Raw genomic sequence first — 20,001 nt, forward strand, 5'->3', positions numbered from 1 at the left:
ACACCAGAGTGCGGATCATTAAGCGGCGTCAGGCTGCGTTGGCGGATTCGAGCAGCTCCTTGAGGCTGCCTTCGCTGTGCAGGCCGAGTACGATGTCGCAGCCGCCGACCAGTTCACCCTTGACGAACAGTTGGGGAAAGGTCGGCCACTGGGAAATCTGCGGCAGCTTCTCGCGAATGTGCGGAGCGGCGAGCACGTTTACGAAGGCGTAGGGCTGGCCGATCTGTTTCAGCGTTTCCACGACCTGACGTGAGAAGCCGCATTCCGGTGCTTCTGGGGTCCCTTTCATGTACAGGATCACCGGGTTCTCGGCGATCTGCTGGTTGATGCGGGCTGCGGTGTCCAGTACCTGCATGGCGGCAACTCCTTTCAGTGGTAGATCGAGGCAGGGATGCGCTCGGCCGGGGTTCGGTAGCGTTGGCCAGGGCGGGCCTGCCAGGCGGCATAGCCTCCGTCGAGGCTGTAGATGTTGTCGAAATCGAACTCGGCGAACAGGGCGGCCATGTCCTGGCTGGCATGACCGTGATAGCAGCAGATCACCAAGTGCATGTCCCTGGGAGTGCTCTTGAGCATGGTCCGCAGGTTCAGGTCGCTCAGGTGGATCGCCCGCGGGTCATGGTTCTGGCAGTAGGTCAGCGCGTCGCGCATGTCCAGCAGCATGACATTGTCGTGTTCGGACAGAAGCAGCTCGGCTTCTGCCACGCTGATGCGTTTGTACCCGCTCATGATTCTTCTCCGAAACAGTCGTGATAAGTGGGACATTGTTCGCAGCTGGGGGAGCGGCAGACATAACCGCCGTCCTGTTCGCATAGCTGCTTGTAGAAAAATTTCTTCCAGCGCATGTTGTTCAGGTTGCGGCTGGCCAGCAGCGGGAAGTTATGGGTCAACAAGGCATGCAGTTCGAGCCGCGACGGAAGGCCCAGGTCGCGCCAGAGGTGATCGCCTCCCAGGCAGGCCGCCGACACGACCGAGGCCATCACGGCTTCGTCCGGGTCATTACCGGCCCGTCCGGCAAGCAGCAGGGCTCGAAGCTCGCTCCATTCGTCCCGGCGCAGGTCCAGCAGTTCCTGGCGCAGCACGTCCTTTTCGCGGTCAGGCGCTAGCGCGGTCGATGTGCAGGCCAGCGGGCCGACCCGCGAGTCAAATTCTTCCTGGCTCAGCCCCAACAGCAAGGGAAGACAGGTGCGCCCCTGGCGCTGGGCCTGGAGAATCTCGCCCAGCCAGGCTGCATTGACGCCCTGCCTGCCTTCGACAGGCATCGCATCCCCTCGGACCAGCGCTTGCCCACTCATTTACTCGCCGTCCACGATCAGGCAACCAACCCGGGTTCCGTGTCCCATCGAACAGCTATCGAGGTGGTCGGGCTCGGAAGGAAACTTGCCTTTGCAAGGCAGCTCGCGGCTCATGGTGGCAAGGTCGAAGCCCACCATGAAATGCTCGCCGTAGCGGATGAGCGGCCGGCGGATGAGAATGGGCTGGTCGAGCATCAGGTCGATCGCCTGCTCGGCAGTCAGCGCGCTGGGGTCGAGCTCGCCATACTTGATGGCTGGCGCCGAGGGGTTGAACCACTCCGCGACCGGCTTTTCCCCGAAGAAGGGTCGCAGCCGTTCGCCCGTCCAGGGCTCGCTGAGCAGATCCTTCACGTCCAACTGCAGCCCGGTGGCGCGCAACAGCTGCTTTTGCAAGCGATTGGTGGCGCAGCCGGGTTTTTCGTAGAAGACGATGCAACACATGATGGCGCCCTCAGCGAGCCTGGATTTCGCGCATGGCCTCGGCCAGCCGCTCGGGCGGGATGCCGGTAAGCGAGCCCTGCGGGTTGGCCCACTCCCCGCTGGAGAGCAGGATGGCGCCTTCGATCGGGCAGATGCTTGCGCATTGCTGCTCGGCGTAGTCGTCCTCGCACTCGGTACACTTGCGCGGGTTGATCTTGAAGTGGCTTTCACCCTTGTAGATCGCTTCGCTGGGGCAAACCGCCGCGCAGGCGTGGCAGCTTACGCAGGCGTCCACAATCTTCAGTGCCATGTTGCACCTCCCGGTGTCGATCATTCAGGTTGCCCGCTCAGGCGTTGGCCTTCATCAGGGGTTTGTCTTCGTCGAGCTGACCGGCTGCGATCATTTCCTGATACACCGCCATCACCGCTTCCTCGATGGGCTCCATGGCATGTTCGCCATTGGGCTGGATGCCGGCGGCCTCGAGGTCGCCCCAGGGCTCGTAACCGATCTTCGAGCAGAGCACCGCCTCGCAACCCTTGAGCGAGCGGATGCTGCCGGACAGCGCGCTCTCCTTTTCGCCGCAGGTGTCATTGCCGACACAGAACTGGTCGACCTTGCGATGGCTGATGAAACGCACGCCTTCGGATGAGGCCTCGTACACCAGAAACTCCTTGGCATGACCGAAGTGCTGGTTGATCAGGCCGCCGCCACTGGTTGCCACGGCCATCAGTACCGGGCGGTACTTCCTGGCGGACGCGCCGTTATGGGAGGGAACCGAAAGGGAGGCCAGGCGGGCCTTCTTCGCGGCTTTCTCGTCGAGTTCCTCCTTGATGGCCGCGTGGATCGCGGCGCGCTTGACCATGGCGGCTTCGTAGTCGATCTCCATTGTCTCGATCTTGTCCATGGTGAATTCGTCGCCCCGGTCCTCGCCGAGCAGGCCGACCGCGTCGGCGCGGCACTGCCGGCAATGGCGCATCATGTTCATGTCACCGGCGCAGGCATCCTGCAGGTCCTGCAGCTCCTCGGGCTCGGGGCTGCGCTGACCCATCACGCCAAAGAAGGTGCCGTGCTCGGCCTCGGCGATCAATGGCATGACGTTGTGCAGGAAGGCGCCCTTGGCCTTGACGATCCGGCTGACCTCCTTGAGGTGTTCGTCGTTGACGCCTGGGATCAGCACCGAGTTGACCTTTACCAGAATGCCGCGCTCGACGAGCATCTCTAGACCTTTCTGCTGGCGCTCGATGAGGATCTTGGCAGCCTTGGCTCCCCGAATGCGCTTGTTGTTCCAGTAGATCCAGGGGTAGATCTTGGCACCGACTTCGGGGTCCACGCAGTTGATGGTGATGGTCACATGGTCGATGTTGTGCTTGGCCAGTTCCTCGACCGCGTCGGGCAGGGCCAGGCCGTTGGTGGACACGCAGAGCTTGATGTCCGGCGCCTGCTCGCTGAGCTGGCGGAAGGTGTCGAAGGTGCGCTCGGGGTTGGCCAGGGGGTCACCAGGCCCGGCGATGCCCAGCACGGTCATCTGCGGAATGGTGGCGGCCACGGCCTTGACCTTCTTCACGGCCTGGTCGGGGGTCATCAGCTCGGACACGACGCCCGGGCGCGACTCATTGGCGCAATCGTATTTGCGGTTGCAGTAGTGGCACTGGATGTTGCAGGCCGGCGCCACCGCCACGTGCATACGGGCGAAATAGTGGTGAGCGTCCTCGGAGTAGCAGGGATGGTTGTGCACCTTCTCGCGGATGTCGTCAGGCAGGTGAGAAAGCTGATCATCACTGCTACCACAGCTGCCGGAGGAGCATCCGCTGGCGGCTGCATGCTCGGCTTCGTTTTGCCCAATTACGCTCAGTTCCATGTTCGTTCTCCGATGAGAGAGTCTGGTGAATAAACCAGAGCAATCACCGTGCCTGTTTTTTAAGTTTTTGATTTAAAAGGCGAACAGCTATGGATTTAGTGGTGGTTTGTTGTGCTATGGACAAACTTTCGAGTTATCGAAGTCGGCTCTGTAGGGTAATTAACACACATTTATTGTAAGGTTATGCGCGTATCGCCAGCACCCGGGTGCTGGCGTGCGGTTCAGATCTTGCGCATATTGATGTTGAGGGTCTGGATCCGGTAGGCAATCTGGCGGGGGGTCATGTTGAGCAGCCGGGCGGCCTTGGCCTTGACCCAGCCCGCCTGCTCCAGAGCCGCGATGACGCGCTCGCGATCATCCAGACCACCTTCTGAAAGATCGACATCCGGCAACGGGGCGAGGACCATCGGCTGGCTTTCCTGGTCGTCGCCAGTGAGGGAAATGGCATCCCGGGTGATGGTCCCGTCCTCGCTCATGATGGCCGAGCGTTCCAGGCAATTCTCCAGTTCGCGCACGTTGCCCGGCCAGCGGTGGGCCATCAGCACTCGGATGGCGCTGTCGGTGATGGTGACAGGTCGACCTTGCTGCTGAGAGATCTTGCTCAGCAGAAAATCGGCCAGCTCCGGAATGTCCGCGGTGCGCTCGCGCAACGGCGGCACGCGGATCGCCATGACGTTCAGGCGGTAATAGAGGTCTTCACGAAACGCGCCCTTCTCCACTTCGCTCTCGAGGTCGCGGTTGGTGGCGGCAACGATCCGCACATTGACCCTGACCGTCTGGTTGCCACCGACCCGCTCGAACTCGCCTTCTTGGAGCACACGCAGGAGCTTGGCCTGGAACATGGGGGAGATTTCACCGATCTCGTCGAGAAACAGGGTCCCGCCATCGGCCTGCTCGAAACGGCCCTTGCGCTGTTTGACGGCCCCGGTAAAGGCGCCTTTCTCATGGCCGAAGAGCTCGGATTCCAGCAGCGTCTCGGGCAGCGCAGCGCAGTTGAGGCGTACCAGCGGTCGATGGGAGCGCGGCGAGTTGTAATGGATGGCGCTGGCGATCAGCTCCTTGCCGGTGCCTGATTCGCCAAGGATGAGTACCGTGCTGTTCCACTTGGCGACGCGACGGATCTGGTCGAACACCCGACGCATGCTGGCGGTGTGTCCGACCACCATGTTTTCGAAGCCGTACTTGGCGCGGACCTCCCGGCGCAGCTCGTCGCGCTCATCGGCGACCTCTCGGCCGTCCTCGATATTTACCAGCAGGCGCACGTTTTGCGACAGCAGGTTGGCGACGATCTCCATGAAGCGGGTACGGTCGGGGAGTGTTTCGTCGGCGCGATTGGCTGGCTGGGCGGCAAACACGCCGATGGTCTGGCCTAGCTGATCCTTGATCGGCACCGCTATGAACGGCAGCTCCAGGTCATAGATGGCGAGCCGGTCGAGAAAGCGCGGGTCTGATGAAATGCGGCCAAGGGTGACGCTGTCACCATGCTTGAGGACATGGCCGATGATGCCTTCGCCGCTACGGTAGCGAGCGCCCTCGCTGGCCGAGGACTGCGCGGTGGAGTCGGTATGGATGGCGCCCACCTGAACGGAGCCGTTCTTCGGGTCGACGATGGACACCATGCCATGGAGCAGGCCAAGATCGTTGTGCAGGACGGTGAGGATCTGGCCGAACACATCCTCGATCTGCTGCACTCGGGCCAGAGTGCGGGCGATGCTGGCCAAGGCCTGCAGCTGGCCGTCATAGAGCTCGACCTGGGTCGGTCTTGGCGAATACTGCGGGGACGATGCTGTCATGAGCTTCCCTTGCGCTGATCAGGTGGCCGAGAACGGCAGTTCGACGATGACGCGGCAACCGTCGGTGTAGCTGCTGTCGAAATGCACCATGCCGGCGTGCTTGCTGACGATTTCATGGACCATCGAAAGGCCCATGCCTCGTGCGCCGCGATGGGGGGGCTTGGTGCTGAAGAAGGGCTCGAAGACCTTGAGCTCCAACTCGGGAGGAATGCCTGGACCTGAGTCGGTGATCTCCACACGAACGAGTTTGCCGTTGTCCACCCGGGTGCTGATGAAGAGTTCGCGGCGATTGCCGGCGCTGTGGCTCATGGCATCGATGGCATTGTCCACCAGGTGCTTGAGCATGCCGCGCAGGCCGCTCTCGGCGCCCATGACCCAGGGCAGGCGCATGGCCGGCTGCCAGTCGACGACAATCCCTTGGGCCAGCAGCTGGTCGGTGTTCATGGTGATCACTTCCCGAATCAGCTGGTTGAGGTTGACCGGCATCTTGGCCTCGTCCATGCGAACCGGGATCGAGCCGCTGAGGCTCTCCAGGGCTTCCAGCCCGGCCGCGCTCGCTTCGCGCATGGCGCTGAGCACCGGATCGTTATCGGCCTTGTCGCCGAGCCGGCGCTCGAGCATGCGGGTCGCCGCGCTGATCAGGTTGACCGGACCCTGCAGGCGATGGATGGCGCCATTGAACGTCTCGCGCATTCCATCGAGCAACTCCTCCTCGGCCAGCAGCGCCTTGAGCGCATGCAGGCGGGAGTCCTCCTGCTTCTGGCGCAGATCGGATATGTCATTGATGGTCAGGAGCAGGTAGCGCTCCTCGCCGGGTGCAAAGAACACATGGGCCTGCTCGTCCTCGATGTGAATGGCCATGCCATGGCATGACAGCCAGCGCGATGAGCGACCGCCCAGGTCGAAGCTGATCTCCTTGCCGGAAAACGGACGTCCGCGGGTCTCCAGTGCTTCGAAGTGGGTACTTAGGTTTTCCTTGAGCAGGGCCACCAGGCTGTCGCTGGCGCGGTCCTCCACCAGGTCCTCGGCGAGCCGGCAGAAACTCGGGTTGGACAGGACCACCCGGTAGCTGCAATCAAGGACGACCATGGCGGCCGGCGCCGCGTTGACCACCGCCTCGATCATCAGCCGCTGGTTGTGCACGCGCTGCTCGAGCTCGTGCAGGTCGCTGGTGTCGCGGTGCATGCCCAGGTAGTAGACCGGCTCGCCCGCCTCGCTGAGCACCGGGGCGACGGTCAGCTCGGCAAGGTAGAGGCTTTCATCCTTGCGTCTGTTGACCAGCACGCCGGACCAGGCCTTGCGCTGGCCAAGGCGGCCCCACAGGGCCTGGTATACGAGGCGCGGAGTGGTGCCGTTGGACAGCACAGCCTCGTTCTTGCCGACCACCTCCTCCGGGGTGTAGCCCGTGATCTGACTGAAGGCGCGATTGGCATAAAGAATGTTGGCTTTGAGATCGGTGATGGAGATGGCGATGGGGGCGTGCTCCACCGTCTGGCGAAAGACCTCGGGGAGAAGCTGGTCATTGGCACCGCGGGGCGGTTCGTCGTCCTTGCTCAGGGTCGGTTTGGCCTGGGTCATGCTCTAGCCTCGTCTATTCACGGGTACCGGCGAACGCGAAATCGCACCTGCGCGAGGCGCAGTCGAGGGCGGTGCAGGCAAAACGGGCAGTTGCAAGTAATGTGCCTCGCTTCGGAGACCCGGTTATTCGCTCCCGAGCCGCGCTAACGCCTTCTACGAACCGCTGCCGGGGCGGTGTGGAGGGAAATCTGTGCTAAATCCCACAATTAACGCCGGGTCATCCTCCAGTGGTTGTCGTAAAGCGGACAACCGCCGGGCAGTTGTCCCTCAATCGGCCTTGTTTTTCACCGCCTTCCTTGATCCAGATCAAGTTTTTCGCGCCGGGCCGTCGGCGGTGGAGGCGTTATAAGCCATGGCATGCTTGATGCACTCACTCAAAGCGTGCGGCGTCCCGAAGGCGACGCACCAACCTGGTCGAGCCAAGAGGGTGGGGCACCATGGAATATGTGCTGTTCTTGATCGCCACCGTGCTGGTGAACAACGTGGTGCTGGTCTACTTCCTGGGGCTATGCCCCTTCATGGGGGTGTCCAACAAGCTGGACCCCTCGGTAGGGATGAGCGCCGCGACCACGCTGGTGATGACCCTTGGCGCGGTCTGCGCCTGGCTTCTCGAGAACTATGTGCTCGACCCGCTGGGCATAGGATTCCTGCGCATCCTTTCCTACATCCTCGTCATCGCGACCCTGGTGCAGTTCATCGAGATGGCGATTCGCAAGCTGAGCCCGCCCCTCTATCGCTCACTGGGCATCTTCCTTCCCCTGATCACCACCAATTGTGCCGTGCTGGGCGTGCCCCTGATCAGCTTCCGCGACCAGCACAGCCTGGGCGAGGCGGCGTTGTTCGGCCTGGGCTCGGCCATGGGGTTTTCGCTGGTAATGGTCATCTTTGCCGGGCTGCGCGAGCGCCTGGCACTGGCGCAGGTACCGGCGGCCTTTTCCGGTCCCCCCATCGCGTTTGTCACTGCTGGCCTGCTGGCCATGGCATTCATGGGCTTTAGCGGCCTGATCTAGAAACCAAGAGCCGGCCCCAGGCTGGCGAGGAGGCGAAATGCTTACGGCGATCCTGGTGCTGGCAGCGATGGGCATCCTGCTCGGGGCGGGTCTGGGCTTTGCGGCCCGCTGCTTCGCGGTCACTGATGAAAATCCCTTGATAAAGGAAGTCGAGGCCTTGATGCCCGGCAGTCAGTGCGGACAGTGCGGTTTTCCAGGCTGCGGGCCGGCAGCCACGGCACTGGTCGAGGGTAGCGCCGCAGTCACCTGCTGCCCGCCTGGGGGCGTGGTTCTGGCCGAGAAGCTCGCTGGCCTGCTGGGCGTTTCCCTGGATGCCAGTGCCATGGGCGAACCCATGCTGGCCCGCATCAATGCGGCGGAGTGCACCGGCTGTACTCGCTGCTACCGCGCCTGCCCGACGGACGCGATCGTGGGAGCCAGCGGCCAGATCCATCTGGTGCTGAACAGCGCCTGTACCGGTTGCAGCAAGTGCCTGGACGCCTGTCCGGAAGACTGCATCTCGCTGTCGCCCCAGGAAAAGAGCCTGGACAACTGGCGCTGGGCCAAGCCCCAGGCCGCCTGAGCCGACCACGGAGTCTGTCATGTTCAACCTCTCCCGTATCCGTGGCGGTGTCCACCCCGCTGGCCACAAGGACCGCTCGGCTGCGCTGAGTATCGCCCAGTTGCCCTTGGCGCCGCGGCTGTTCCTGCCGTTGCGCCAGCATGCCGGGGCCGAAGCGCTACCATTGGTCAGGCCGGGTGACTATGTGCTCAAGGGCCAGTTGCTCGCCGCATCGCCCTCGGAGGTTTCCGCGCCGGTGCATGCACCCAGCTCCGGGCGGATCCTCGAGCTTGGGCCGATCGCCGCGCCCCATCCCTCCGGGCTGTTGGCCAATGGCTTTGTCCTCGAGTGCGATGGCGAAGACCGCTGGATCGATCTCGACCCGCCCGAAGATCCCTTCGCGGTGGCGCCGGAGGTGCTGGCCAACCGTGTCGCCGAAGCGGGTGTGGTCGGTCTCGGCGGAGCGATATTTCCGGCAGCGGTGAAGCTCAGGCAGGGCGCCAAGCATGAAATCAAGACCGTGCTGGTCAACGGTAGCGAGTGCGAGCCCTACCTGACCTGCGACGACCGGCTGATGCGCGAGCGCGCCGCCGCCATCGTCGACGGGGCGCGGCTGATCCAGCATATCCTGCGCGCCTACGGCATCGTCATCGCCATCGAGGACAACAAGCCCGCCGCACTCGCCGCGATGCGCGCCGCCGCGGAGCCCTTTGGCGCCGTGGAGGTCCAGGCGGTTCCAGCGCTCTACCCGATGGGCTCGGCCAAGCAACTGATACGTGAGGTCACCGGCCGTGAGGTGCCGGCCGGCGGGCGTAGCACCGATGTCGGCGTACTGGTGCACAACGCGGGCACGGTGTATGCCATCCAGCAGGCCTTGCGCCATGGCCGTCCGCTGATATCCAGGGTGATTACCGTGGCCGGCAGCTGCGTCAGCGGCCCACGCAACATCGAGGCATTGATCGGCACCCCGGCGCAGCAGCTGCTCGACGCCTGTGGCGGGCTGGTCCGGCCACCGGAGCAACTGTTGCTCGGCGGGCCGATGATGGGGGTGGTGCTGCCATCGGCCCAGGTTCCGGTGATCAAGGGTGCAACCGGGCTATTGGCTCTGGGCAAGCACGAGCTCCCTCGTGCCGAGAGTTCACCCTGCATCCGCTGTGCGCGCTGCGTAGATGCTTGCCCGATGGGGCTGACACCGCTGGAAATGGCGGCCCATGCGCGGGTCGACGATTTCGACGGTGCCAGTCAGAGCGGTCTCAAGGACTGCATCCTCTGTGGATGCTGCTCCTACGTCTGCCCCTCCCACATCCCCCTGGTGCAGTACTTCCAGTACGCCAGCGGCCAGCTCGACGAGCGCAGGGCCGCGGCCCGCAAGACCGAGCATATCAAGCAGATGAGCGAAGCACGCGCGGCCCGCCTGGCCGAAGAGGAAGCGGCGAAGGCCGCCGCCAAGGCAGCGAAGAAGCGCAAGGCGAAGCCAGCCAACGAGGTGGAATCATGAGCGTGCAACCCATCGCTGCGGGGCCCTTTGCCCATGACCGATCCTCGGTCGACCGGATCATGCTGCATGTCTGCCTGGCCCTGACTCCGGCGACCCTGTGGGGCCTCTACCTGTTTGGCTGGCCAGCCATCAACCTCTGGCTGGTCACCTGCCTGAGCGCCCTGGCGACCGAGGCAGTCTGCCTGCGCCTGCTGGGGCAACCCATGCGGCGTCTGCTCGATGGCACGGCGCTGCTCACTGGCTGGTTGCTGGCGCTCTCTCTGCCGCCGTGGGCACCCTGGTGGATCGCTGTGGGCGGCAGCGTGTTCGCCATCGGTGTAGGCAAGCATCTGTATGGCGGCGTCGGCCAGAACATTTTCAATCCGGCCATGCTGGCGCGGGTGGCCTTGCTCATCGCCTTTCCCCTGCAGATGACCACCTGGGCACTGCCGGCGCCGCTTGGTAGCGACGGCGCGCCCGGTTTTCTCGAGGGGCTGCGTATCACTTTTGCCGGCGCGGAACTCGCCGACGGCATGACGGGTGCCACCGCGCTCGGGCACCTGCAGACCGAACTCACGCTGGAGCGCGTGGTGCCGGAGATTCTTGCCGATGGGTTTTCGCTGCTGCAGGCCTTGCTCGGTTCCACGGCTGGCAGCCTGGGCGAGACCTCGGGTCTGCTGATCCTGCTAGGCGGGCTGTGGCTTCTGGTGCTGCGGATCATCCACTGGGAAATCCCGGTGAGCATGCTCCTGTCCACCGTGGTGCTGTCGGCCATTGCTCACCAAGTCAACCCGGACCGTTACCCTGGCGGTATGTTCCACCTGATCAGTGGCGGCCTGCTGCTCGGGGCGCTGTTCATCGCGACCGACCCTGTGACTTCGCCGATCAGCCGTGCCGGCCGCCTGATCTTCGGCATCGGCTGTGGCACGGTGGTTTTCGTGATCCGCAGCTGGGGAGCCTTTCCGGAAGCCGTGGCCTTCGCGGTGCTGTTCATGAATGCCTTCACACCGCTGATCGACCGTTACTGTCGGCCTCGCGTGTACGGTCGCACCGCGCGTGGCAAGCCACTGGTACCGGCGAAGTGGACCAACACGGTGAAAGAGGTCGACCGCACATGAGCGAGATGAGCAACCCCGCAGAGGCGGCTGCCGAGCAGCCCAGCGAGCCTCGTACCTCCCGGTTCGAACAGTGGCGGGGGAGGATCGAATACCAGGCCATGTCCCTCGGGCTGGTCTGCGCACTTGTGGCCTTGTTGCTGCTGCTGGGCAATCAGGTGACCCATGAGCGGATTGCCTACGAGCGCCTGCAGGACCGCATGGCGGTGATGCGTCAGGTGCTACCCGATGCGCTGTATGACAACCACCCGCTGGAAGAGTCACTGACCCTTGACGATCCGGAACTTGGCAGGCTGGAGGTGTATCCGGCGCGTCTGGATGGAATGTTGACCGCCATAGCCTTTCAGGTGAGCACACCGGGCTACGGCGGCGCCATCGACCAGCTCATCGCGATCGATACCGAAGGCCGGGTGCTCGGCGTCAGGGTGCTCAGCCACAAGGAAACTCCGGGCCTCGCCGATCGCATCGAGATCAGCCGCAGCGACTGGATGACCGGTTTCGACGGTTTGTCCCTGAGCAACACCCCGCTGAATGAGTGGGCGGTGAAAAAGGACGGTGGCCGCTTCGATCAGTTCGCCGGCGCAACCATTACCCCGCGAGCGGTTGTCCGCGGCGTCTTGCAGGCACTTCAGTTCCAGGCTCGGCAGGCCGAGGCCATTTCGCAGGAGGAGGTACGGCCATGAGCGAACAAAAGAGTCACTGGCGCTATTTCACCGAGGCGCTGTGGAGCTACAACGTCGCGTTGGTCCAGCTGTTGGCGCTCTGCCCGGCACTGGCGGTGACCACCACGGCCACCAACGGGCTCGGCATGGGCCTGGCGACCACGCTGGTGCTGATCATCACCAACGCGATCATTTCTTCGCTCCGTCACACGATTTCACCGGCGGTGCGCAACCCCTTGATGATCGGCATCATCGCCGGCGTCGTGACGATGATCGACATGGCCATGAACGCCTGGATGCACGAGATGTACAAGGTGCTCGGGCTGTTCATCGCACTGATCGTCACCAACTGCGCGGTTCTAGGCCGGGCCGAGTCCTTTTGCAGCAAGAACCCGGTGCTGCCCTCAATGATCGATGGACTGGGCATGGGGCTCGGCTTTACCTGGGTGCTGATTGTGATCGGCGGGGTTCGTGAAATCCTCGGCAGCGGCACCCTGTTCGCCGGTGCGTCGTTGCTCCTGGGTGAGCACTTTCACTGGATGGAACTGACCCTGCTGCCTGACTTTCAGGGCATCCTGCTGGCCATCCTGCCGCCAGGCGCCTTTATCGTTCTCGGCTTCCTGCTGGCCTTCAAGCGCGTGGTCGATCGCCGACGTGCCGAGCGTCGCAGCAGGAGCCATGGAGAGCTGGTGGTGCTGCAGTGACGGCCGCGGCCCGAGCAAGGAGTGAATCATGAAGATTTCCGTGGTGTATGCCGCGGCACACCAACCGGTGCTGCTTAATTGCCGGGTGGACGACGGCTGCAGTGTGGAGCAGGCCATCGAGCAATCCGGGCTGCTGCGTTACTGCCCGGACATCGACCTGAAAAAACAGAAGGTGGGTGTCTACGGCAAATTCGTGAAGCTCGACAGCCTGTTGAAGGAAGGCGACCGCGTGGAGGTCTACCAGCGCATCACGCGGGTGCTCGATGACGATGATGATGACGATGACGACTAGTCGCCGAGGAGGCCGCTGATGGACACCCCTGAAACACTGAGCCGCGAGACCGCCCTGCGCATCGCACTGGCTGCCCGGGCATTGCCCGGCATCAGTCTGGCCCAGTTGCTTGATATGTTGCAGCAGCGCATCGTCGGTCCGCTGACCGAGGAGAGCTTGCAGACGGTCACCGTCACCGATCTGAAGACCGGCTTCGCCAGTGCCGACGGTGAAGAGGACGGTGAAGACATCGGTATTGGTTTGCCCGCCATCAAGGAGGCGGTCCGCATTCTCTGGGGGGAAAGCAAGGGCGAGGACCTGCCGCAACCTGTCGAGCTCGCCGAGCTTCCCCCGCGCTCGATCCGCGTGGCGGTAGCCTCCAATTCGGGAGAAAGTCTTGATGGTCACTTCGGCTCATGCCTGCGCTTCCTGGTCTATCAGGTGAGCGCCGAAGAGATCCATCTGGTTGACGTGCGCTCTGCCTTCGAAGCCGATTTCTCCGAGGATCGAAATGCCTTCCGGGTCGACCTGATCAAGGACTGTCAGGTGCTCTACGTCGTGTCGGTGGGCGGCCCGGCAGCGGCCAAGGTGGTTCGCGCCGGCATCTATCCGATGAAAAAGATCCAGGGCGGTACCGCGCGGGGGGTCATTGGCGAACTGCAGCAGGTCATGGCCGGTTCCCCGCCACCCTGGCTGGCCAAGGCACTCGGAGCCTCGGCCGAGGAGCGGGTTCGCTTCGCCCTGTCCGGCGATGAGGCCGCACTGCCATGAACGAATCCCGACGCCTGGTGGCGGTCGCCACCGATCGCCAGGGCAAGATTGCCTCCCACGCCGGCCGCGCACATCGCTGGGAAGTATTCGACGTCTGGCCCGGCGAGGCGCCGGAAAGCGCTTATTCACTGGTGCTGGCCGAGCACGCCTGCCTGCATGAATGGCATGTCTGCGATTTCCCCGAACGGCATCCGCTGCATGCCATTGATGTCGCCATTGCCGCCAGCGCGGGTGATGGGGTGATTCGGCGGCTCGCCGAGCGTGGCGTCGAGTTGCTCTGCACGGACGAGGTCGAGCCGGCCGTGGCCGTGCGAGCCTGGCTGGCAGGTGAGCTGTCTCCCGGTCTGCCTCATGAGGACCCCGGCTGCGGTGGCGAGGGGCATCAGCACTAGCCGAAACGGAAAATGCTCAGTCGACAGCCGCAGCCTGTGAGCGGTCTGACAAAAAAACCCCACCTTGAGGTGGGGTTTTTCATCTTCGGTCCGATCAGACCGGTCCACGGTGCTCGCGCTGATGAGTCATCACCAAGCCCAGGGCCTGCTCGAAACTGCAGCTTTCCGCTTTCGGTTTGAAGTCGGCCAGGGCGTCGGCCATGGTGATGACCTTGTCCTCGGCGGTCTGTCCCTTGAAGTCTTCCTTGTCCAGACGGAGATCGTCCATCAGGGTGTTCCAGGCCGCACCTTCGGCATGCGGATAGAGAACGGCGCTGACGCCACCGACTTCGGTCACCACCGGCTTGGTCAGGTTTTCGACATAGAACAGCAGGCTCGGCGCGGCGGCCAGATCACTGCTGTAGCGTTCCACGAACAGCGGGAAATGGGCAACGCTCACCAGAATGCCGCTGACCATGGCGATCTTGTCCTGCCGGATCAGTACCGAGGCCTGTTTGACGACCGCGGTGGGCGGCAGGCGGCGTCCGGAAGCGTCGGCGACTTCGCCTTCTTCAAGCACCAGATCACCACGGAATGCGTCCACCTCGGGTTGGGTGGTGGCACCGTTGACACTGACGTTGCAGAGCAGCGACTTGGATTCATAAGATTTGAGCAGCATGGGTACTTCCTCGGTTGATGGTATTCAGGCTACCGCCTGGGTTGCGGTTTCGAGCAGCTTCGGCCAGTCGGCGTCGATCAGCTCCAGGGATTTGCGGTTGCAAACCTTATGTTCCTTGGGCGTGGCATCGGGTATCAGCGCCCAGCCGGCCGTGTCCGCCGCGTCGTGAATGAGATCGCTCATGACCATGCGTTCGGTGTCACGGTTGAAGTGCATGCCCAGGAATAGGTAGCGAAGCCCCCGGCGCTTGGCCTTGATCCAGGCGGGCACGGCGAAGCCGCCCATGAGCTCGGTGATGTAGTCGACGAAGTCGGCATCGCTGGCCACGAAGGTGGGTTTGGGCAGGGGAGTGCCGTGTGGCTTGAAAAGCACTGGTAGGCTGGGGTCGGCAGTTTCATGGGTGATCGGCCGATACTGCTCGAGGTCCCATTCGTACAGCTCGAACCGGTAGTGGGTTCCCGTCAAGCGTGCGCAGCCCACCACCAGAACGTGCCGGCGATCCGCATAACACTGCTGCATCAGGGTGTCGCGGTTGCAGTCGATCAGATAGGGCAGTTGCAGACTGGCAAGCCAGCGATGCGCCGGCCCCGGTGTCCAGCCTGCTCCGCCATAGATGTCGCTGAGAAAGCGCTCGATGAAACTGCGCCCCTTCTTGTTCTCCAGGTGCATGGCCGCCCGGGGGAACTCGTACATAAGCCGGGGCGACATAGGCTGCCCCCCGGTCATCGCCAGGATGAGGCTTTCATTGTCAGCGGGAACCTGCTCGCCGCTGGATGGGCGCAATACCCCTTTCAAAACACCCGGTCCCAGATAGGGAACGACATTGCCGGCTTCCAGCCCGGCGAGGATTTCCTCGTAACTAGTGCTCACTGGTCTCTCCTGCTCGAAGGCGTGATTCGGCAGGAGCACTACGCAATATGTAAGCCAGTCACAAATAACAGTTAACCCATTGTTATGAAATGTTTTTTTGGATGACCTCGATTGTTGAGTCGATCAGCAGTACTGCCAATCGCGACAAATTGTCGGGTTTGCCACATCACTCCAATGGCGGTGTCAATAAGGCCCGTCGGCTGACATGTCCATTGTTGTTTTGTCGCCATTGCGGCGTACAGCAGGCGCGGATTGTTATGTATCGCACTGCCTGCCAGAGACCGAGAGGGGGTTATAAGTCCACACAAATCAGCAGGTTAAGGTTCCTCGCCAAGGCGTGGCACGAACGCTGCACTTCTGGAAAGGCGCGGGCTTGTTTGTGCCTACGGCCCACTGATGAAGTGGCAACGAAACCTGAGGAACTCAATTATGGCAATGCGTCAATGCGCTATCTACGGCAAGGGTGGGATCGGTAAGTCGACTACCACTCAGAACCTCGTCGCAGCTCTCGCCGAATCCGGCAAGAAAGTGATGATCGTCGGCTGTGACCCCAAAGCCGACTCGACTCGCCTGATTCTGCACTCCAAGGCTCAGAACACCATCATGGAGATGGCTGCTGAGGCCGGCACCGTTGAAGATCTCGAGCTCGAAGACGTGCTCAAGAGCGGTTACGGCGGCGTTCGTTGCGTCGAGTCGGGCGGCCCTGAGCCGGGTGTTGGCTGCGCCGGCCGCGGCGTAATCACCGCCATCAACTTCCTCGAGGAAGAAGGCGCCTACGAAGAAGACCTCGACTTCGTGTTCTACGACGTACTGGGCGACGTGGTCTGCGGCGGCTTCGCCATGCCGATCCGCGAAAACAAGGCTCAGGAAATCTACATCGTCTGCTCCGGCGAAATGATGGCCATGTACGCGGCCAACAACATTTCCAAGGGCATCGTGAAGTACGCCAACTCCGGTAGCGTGCGTCTGGCCGGGCTGATCTGCAACAGCCGTAACACCGATCGTGAAGACGAGCTGATCATGGCGCTGGCTGAAAAGCTGGGCACTCAGATGATCCACTTCGTTCCGCGTGACAATGTCGTGCAGCGCGCTGAAATCCGCCGCATGACCGTGATCGAGTACGACCCGGCTGCCAAGCAGGCCGACGAGTACCGTGCACTCGCCAGCAAGATCGTCGACAACAAGAAGCTCATCATCCCGACGCCTATCACCATGGACGAGCTCGAAGCTCTGCTGATGGAGTTCGGCATCATGGATGAGGAAGACATGAGCATCGTCGGCAAGACCGCTGCTGACGAAGCAGTGGGCTGATCGCACCGCTTCAGAAGGACGGGGCAGGGCAGATGGGCCCTGCCGGAGTGTCGCGCTGTCCCCCTGCAGTGCGACACCCGTTTCCCGCAATTGAACGCTAGGTTAGAGGAGTCATACCCATGTCCGGTATGTCGCGCGAAGAGGTCGAATCCCTCATCCAGGAAGTCCTGGAAGTTTATCCCGAGAAAGCCCGTAAGGACCGTGCCAAGCACCTGGCACCGAATGATCCGACCCTGGAACAATCGAAGAAGTGCATCACGTCCAACAAGAAGTCCCAGCCGGGTCTGATGACCATCCGTGGTTGCGCCTATGCAGGCTCCAAGGGTGTGGTCTGGGGTCCGATCAAGGACATGATCCACATCTCCCATGGTCCGGTGGGTTGCGGCCAGTATTCGCGTGCCGGCCGTCGTAACTATTACATCGGCACTACCGGTGTGAACGCTTTCGTCACCATGAACTTCACCTCGGACTTCCAGGAGAAGGACATCGTATTCGGCGGCGACAAGAAGCTGGCCAAGCTGATCGACGAGATCGAAGGCCTGTTCCCGCTGAACAAGGGCATCTCCATCCAGTCCGAGTGCCCGATCGGCCTGATCGGTGACGACATCGAAGCCGTGGCCAAGAAAAAGGCTGCCGAGCACGAAACCACCGTCGTTCCGGTTCGTTGCGAAGGCTTCCGTGGCGTTTCCCAGTCGCTGGGTCACCACATCGCCAACGACGCCGTGCGTGACTGGGTCCTCGACAAGCGCGACGACGACAACAGCTTTGCCGTGACCCCTTACGACGTAGCCGTGATCGGCGACTACAACATCGGTGGTGACGCCTGGTCGTCGCGCATCCTGCTCGAAGAAATGGGCCTGCGCGTCGTGGCTCAGTGGTCCGGTGACGGCACCATCTCCGAGATGGAGCTGACCCCCAAGGTCAAGCTGAACCTGGTTCACTGCTACCGCTCGATGAACTACATCTCCCGTCACATGGAAGAGAAGTACGGTATCCCATGGATGGAATACAACTTCTTCGGCCCGACCAAGACCGTCGAGTCCCTGCGCGCCATCGCTGCGCACTTCGACGACAGCATCAAGGCCAAGTGTGAAGAAGTCATCGCCAAGTACAAGCCGGAGTGGGACGCGGTCATCGCCAAGTACCGTCCGCGCCTGGAAGGCAAGCGCGTCATGCTGTACATCGGCGGCCTGCGCCCGCGCCACGTCATTGGTTCCTACGAGGACCTGGGCATGGAAGTGGTCGGTACCGGTTATGAGTTCGGCCATAACGACGACTACGACCGTACGATGAAGGAAATGGGCTCGGCCACCCTGCTGTACGACGATGTCACTGGCTACGAATTCGAAGAGTTCGTGAAGAAGATCAAGCCTGACCTGATCGGCTCCGGCATCAAGGAAAAGTACATCTTCCAGAAGATGGGCGTGCCTTTCCGCCAGATGCACTCCTGGGATTATTCGGGCCCGTACCACGGCTTCGATGGCTTCGCCATCTTTGCCCGTGACATGGACATGACCCTGAACAATCCGTGCTGGAACAAGCTGCAGGCGCCCTGGAAGAAGACTGAAGAAGCAGTCGAGAAAGTGGCCGCCAGCGCCTGATAGCAGTGTCGTTCACGTAACGTCCGCGGCGGCCGGCCTGGCCGGTCGCTGCCGACATCCGTTATCGCCGTTCACAGATAAGTGAGGCGAAGGAGAAAGTCATGAGCCAGCAAGTCGATAATATCAAGCCGAGCTACCCGCTGTTCCGCGACGATGAATACAAGGAGATGCTTGCCAAGAAGCGCGATGGCTTCGAGGAAAAGCATTCCCAGGAAAAGATCGACGAAGTCTTCCAGTGGACCACTACCCTGGAATATCAGGAGCTGAACTTCCAGCGCGAGGCCCTGACCGTCAACCCGGCCAAGGCCTGCCAGCCGCTGGGCTCGGTGCTCTGCGCCCTGGGCTTCGAGAACACCATGCCCTATGTGCACGGGTCGCAAGGTTGCGTGGCGTACTTCCGTACCTACTTCAACCGTCACTTCAAAGAGCCGATCTCCTGTGTTTCGGACTCCATGACTGAAGACGCCGCGGTATTCGGTGGCCAGCAGAACATGAAGGACGGCCTGCAGAACTGCCGGGAAACCTACAAGCCCGACATGATCGCCGTGTCCACCACCTGCATGGCCGAGGTCATCGGTGACGACCTCAACGCGTTCATCAACAACACCAAGAAAGATGGGTACATTCCCGACGAGTACCCGGTGCCCTTCGCCCATACTCCGAGCTTTGTCGGCAGCCATGTGACTGGCTGGGACAACATGTTCGAAGGTATCGCCCGTTACTTCACCTTGAAAGACATGGACAGCAAGGTAGTGGGCAGCAACAAGAAGGTGAACGTGGTTCCAGGTTTTGAGACTTACCTGGGCAACTTCCGCGTCATCAAGCGCATGATGTCGGAAATGGGTGTCGACTACAGCTTCCTCTCCGATCCGGAAGAAGTGCTGGATACCCCGGCTGACGGCCACTTCCGCATGTATTCGGGCGGCACCACTCAGGAAGAGATGAAGGACGCGCCGAACGCCATCACCACCCTCCTGCTGCAACCCTGGCAGCTGGAAAAGACCAAGAAACTGGTCGAAGGCACCTGGAAGCAGGAAGTACCGAAGCTCAGCATCCCGATGGGCCTGGACTGGACCGACGAATTCCTGATGAAAGTCAGCGAAGTCAGCGGTCGGCCGATCCCCGAGAGCCTGACCAAGGAACGTGGTCGCCTGGTCGACATGATGACCGACTCCCACACCTGGATGCATGGCAAGAAGTTTGCCCTTTGGGGCGATCCTGACTTCGTCATGGGCATGGCCAAGTTCCTGCTGGAGCTGGGTGCCGAGCCGACCCACATCCTCGCCAACAACGGCAACAAGCGCTGGAAGAAAGCTCTGGACGCGATCCTCGCCGAGTCTCCGTATGGTCAGAACTGCACTGTCTATATCGGCAAGGACCTCTGGCACATGCGTTCGCTGGTGTTCACCAACAAGCCGGACTTCATGATCGGCAACAGCTACGGCAAGTTCATCCAGCGCGACACTTTGCACAAGGGCAAGGAGTTCGAGGTACCGCTGATCCGTCTCGGTTTCCCGATCTTCGACCGTCACCACCTGCACCGCCAGACCACCCTGGGCTACGAAGGCGCCATGCAGATGCTGACCACCATCGTCAACGCGATCCTCGAGCGCCTCGACGAAGAAACCCGCGGCATGCAGACCACCGACTACAACTACGACCTGGTTCGCTAAGTC

General features: G+C 62.1%; 22 protein-coding genes. 12 read left to right on the top strand and 10 right to left on the bottom strand.

The features are described from left to right. Window positions 1–28 precede the first annotated feature (28 nt). The 8 genes from grxD to nifL all read right to left on the bottom strand — a co-directional run bounded on the left by grxD (window position 29) and on the right by nifL (window position 6,942). Window positions 29–355: a Grx4 family monothiol glutaredoxin gene (gene grxD, locus ACFOMF_RS11100; RefSeq protein WP_386364754.1), complete on the bottom strand. Its 327-nt coding sequence runs from the start codon at window positions 353–355 to the stop codon at window positions 29–31. Window positions 356–369: 14 nt separating this feature from the next. After that, window positions 370–726, bottom strand: coding sequence for a thiosulfate sulfurtransferase GlpE (locus ACFOMF_RS11105; protein WP_386364756.1), 357 nt, complete (start codon window positions 724–726; stop codon window positions 370–372). Next, entirely contained in the window at window positions 723–1,292 is a 570-nt protein-coding gene (locus ACFOMF_RS11110) for a nitrogen fixation protein NifQ (RefSeq protein WP_386364758.1), read from the bottom strand. The genes ACFOMF_RS11105 and ACFOMF_RS11110 overlap by 4 nt, the downstream gene beginning before the upstream one ends. Then, window positions 1,293–1,733 (bottom strand): ArsC/Spx/MgsR family protein, encoded by a 441-nt coding sequence (locus ACFOMF_RS11115; RefSeq protein WP_386364759.1) that lies wholly within the window; start codon window positions 1,731–1,733, stop codon window positions 1,293–1,295. A gap of 10 nt (window positions 1,734–1,743) precedes the next feature. Next, complete coding sequence (locus ACFOMF_RS11120) at window positions 1,744–2,022, bottom strand: 4Fe-4S binding protein (protein ID WP_386364761.1); 279 nt, start codon at window positions 2,020–2,022, stop codon at window positions 1,744–1,746. Window positions 2,023–2,059: 37 nt separating this feature from the next. After that, the gene (gene nifB, locus ACFOMF_RS11125) at window positions 2,060–3,571 is read right to left on the bottom strand and encodes a nitrogenase cofactor biosynthesis protein NifB (protein WP_386364762.1); all 1,512 of its coding nucleotides are present in this window, start codon (window positions 3,569–3,571) and stop codon (window positions 2,060–2,062) included. A gap of 221 nt (window positions 3,572–3,792) precedes the next feature. Further along, window positions 3,793–5,364 carry a nif-specific transcriptional activator NifA gene (gene nifA / locus ACFOMF_RS11130; RefSeq protein ID WP_386364763.1) on the bottom strand — a complete coding sequence of 524 codons (1,572 nt, stop codon included), beginning with the start codon at window positions 5,362–5,364 and terminating at the stop codon, window positions 3,793–3,795. Window positions 5,365–5,382: 18 nt separating this feature from the next. After that, a complete protein-coding gene (nifL, locus tag ACFOMF_RS11135; protein ID WP_386364765.1) occupies window positions 5,383–6,942 on the bottom strand; it encodes a nitrogen fixation negative regulator NifL in 1,560 nt (519 codons plus the stop codon). 437 nt (window positions 6,943–7,379) lie between these two features. On the opposite strand from nifL, the gene rsxA reads away from it, so the two are divergent. From rsxA to ACFOMF_RS11180, 9 genes are read left to right on the top strand one after another with little or no spacing between them, the layout of a single operon-like run. Further along, entirely contained in the window at window positions 7,380–7,952 is a 573-nt protein-coding gene (rsxA, locus tag ACFOMF_RS11140) for an electron transport complex subunit RsxA (RefSeq protein ID WP_386364767.1), read from the top strand. A gap of 37 nt (window positions 7,953–7,989) precedes the next feature. Continuing rightward, window positions 7,990–8,514 carry an RnfABCDGE type electron transport complex subunit B gene (locus ACFOMF_RS11145; protein WP_386364769.1) on the top strand — a complete coding sequence of 175 codons (525 nt, stop codon included), beginning with the start codon at window positions 7,990–7,992 and terminating at the stop codon, window positions 8,512–8,514. 19 nt (window positions 8,515–8,533) lie between these two features. Continuing rightward, window positions 8,534–9,991, top strand: a complete 1,458-nt coding sequence (gene rsxC, locus ACFOMF_RS11150; RefSeq protein WP_386364771.1) for an electron transport complex subunit RsxC — start codon at window positions 8,534–8,536, stop codon at window positions 9,989–9,991. Continuing rightward, a complete protein-coding gene (locus ACFOMF_RS11155) occupies window positions 9,988–11,088 on the top strand; it encodes an RnfABCDGE type electron transport complex subunit D (RefSeq protein ID WP_386364773.1) in 1,101 nt (366 codons plus the stop codon). The genes rsxC and ACFOMF_RS11155 overlap by 4 nt, the downstream gene beginning before the upstream one ends. After that, window positions 11,085–11,768, top strand: a complete 684-nt coding sequence (gene rsxG, locus ACFOMF_RS11160; RefSeq protein WP_386364775.1) for an electron transport complex subunit RsxG — start codon at window positions 11,085–11,087, stop codon at window positions 11,766–11,768. Before ACFOMF_RS11155 ends, rsxG begins: the two co-directional genes overlap by 4 nt. After that, entirely contained in the window at window positions 11,765–12,451 is a 687-nt protein-coding gene (locus ACFOMF_RS11165; RefSeq protein ID WP_386364777.1) for an electron transport complex subunit E, read from the top strand. Before rsxG ends, ACFOMF_RS11165 begins: the two co-directional genes overlap by 4 nt. 28 nt (window positions 12,452–12,479) lie before the next feature. Next, entirely contained in the window at window positions 12,480–12,743 is a 264-nt protein-coding gene (locus ACFOMF_RS11170; RefSeq protein ID WP_386364779.1) for an RnfH family protein, read from the top strand. Between the two features lie 18 nt (window positions 12,744–12,761). Further along, the gene (locus ACFOMF_RS11175) at window positions 12,762–13,493 is read left to right on the top strand and encodes a dinitrogenase iron-molybdenum cofactor biosynthesis protein (RefSeq protein ID WP_386364781.1); all 732 of its coding nucleotides are present in this window, start codon (window positions 12,762–12,764) and stop codon (window positions 13,491–13,493) included. Next, the gene (locus ACFOMF_RS11180) at window positions 13,490–13,885 is read left to right on the top strand and encodes a NifB/NifX family molybdenum-iron cluster-binding protein (RefSeq protein ID WP_386364783.1); all 396 of its coding nucleotides are present in this window, start codon (window positions 13,490–13,492) and stop codon (window positions 13,883–13,885) included. Before ACFOMF_RS11175 ends, ACFOMF_RS11180 begins: the two co-directional genes overlap by 4 nt. Window positions 13,886–13,979: 94 nt before the next feature. Here ACFOMF_RS11180 and ACFOMF_RS11185 read toward each other — a convergent pair whose 3' ends face one another. Further along, window positions 13,980–14,543 (bottom strand): hypothetical protein, encoded by a 564-nt coding sequence (locus ACFOMF_RS11185; RefSeq protein ID WP_386364785.1) that lies wholly within the window; start codon window positions 14,541–14,543, stop codon window positions 13,980–13,982. Window positions 14,544–14,567: 24 nt separating this feature from the next. Further along, a complete protein-coding gene (locus ACFOMF_RS11190; protein WP_386364787.1) occupies window positions 14,568–15,413 on the bottom strand; it encodes an SIR2 family protein in 846 nt (281 codons plus the stop codon). Between the two features lie 429 nt (window positions 15,414–15,842). On the opposite strand from ACFOMF_RS11190, the gene nifH reads away from it, so the two are divergent. From nifH to nifK, 3 genes are all read left to right on the top strand, one after another. Further along, window positions 15,843–16,724, top strand: coding sequence for a nitrogenase iron protein (gene nifH, locus ACFOMF_RS11195; protein ID WP_386364789.1), 882 nt, complete (start codon window positions 15,843–15,845; stop codon window positions 16,722–16,724). A gap of 119 nt (window positions 16,725–16,843) precedes the next feature. Beyond that, window positions 16,844–18,325: a nitrogenase molybdenum-iron protein alpha chain gene (gene nifD, locus ACFOMF_RS11200; protein ID WP_386364791.1), complete on the top strand. Its 1,482-nt coding sequence runs from the start codon at window positions 16,844–16,846 to the stop codon at window positions 18,323–18,325. A 101-nt stretch (window positions 18,326–18,426) separates the two neighbouring features. Further along, window positions 18,427–19,998: a nitrogenase molybdenum-iron protein subunit beta gene (gene nifK, locus ACFOMF_RS11205; RefSeq protein ID WP_386364793.1), complete on the top strand. Its 1,572-nt coding sequence runs from the start codon at window positions 18,427–18,429 to the stop codon at window positions 19,996–19,998. Window positions 19,999–20,001: the final 3 nt, after the last annotated feature.

Origin of the sequence: Stutzerimonas tarimensis, assembly GCF_042648805.1 — a bacterium.
Classification (GTDB): domain Bacteria; phylum Pseudomonadota; class Gammaproteobacteria; order Pseudomonadales; family Pseudomonadaceae; genus Azomonas; species Azomonas tarimensis.